The sequence below is a fragment of the Streptomyces sp. SID11385 genome, from assembly GCF_010548245.1.
Classification (GTDB): Bacteria; Actinomycetota; Actinomycetes; order Streptomycetales; family Streptomycetaceae; genus Streptomyces.
Map to the genome: position 1 here is coordinate 1 of NZ_JAAGLR010000963.1, position 511 is coordinate 511.

The 511-nt window shown below is 79.8% G+C and carries 1 pseudogene; it reads left to right on the top strand.

The features are described from left to right. Window positions 1-511, top strand: a pseudogene (locus G3I42_RS29270) (hypothetical protein); the annotation flags it as partial.

Sequence of the window (511 nt, forward strand, 5' to 3'; positions counted from 1 at the left end):
CGGGGTGGGCCCGGCGGGCGGGGACGGGCCCGCGGACGGCACCGGCGGTACGGGCGCGGGGCCGGGCGGTCCCCGAGCGGCGGCCGTGTCGGTGGCGGCGCGGACGAGCCGCGTACGGGAACAGGACGTACGCGAACAGGTCATGTTCGACCAGGAACAGCCGCCGTACGAGCGCGAACGACCGCGGTGGGGTCAGGAGCGCACCCCGCAGGGGCCGTACGGCCGCCCCCGCGTCCCGTACGACCAGGAGGCGGACCAGCGTCCGGCCCCGCACCCGGCGGACGCGACGGCCGCGAACTCCGCCGACCACCCGGGCGCCTCGGTGCCCGCGCAGTCGCGCGGCGCGGAGACCGGCGACATCGAGGCGCCGCCGAGCCGGACGCTCCGTCTGCGCCCCCGTACCTCCTCCGGCGGACGGAGTCCGCTGCCGCGCCTGGTGGTCCTCGTGGACGACGTGGACGCGCTCCTCGACCCGCCGCTCGGCGCGACGGGCCGCCCCGCGGCCGGCTCG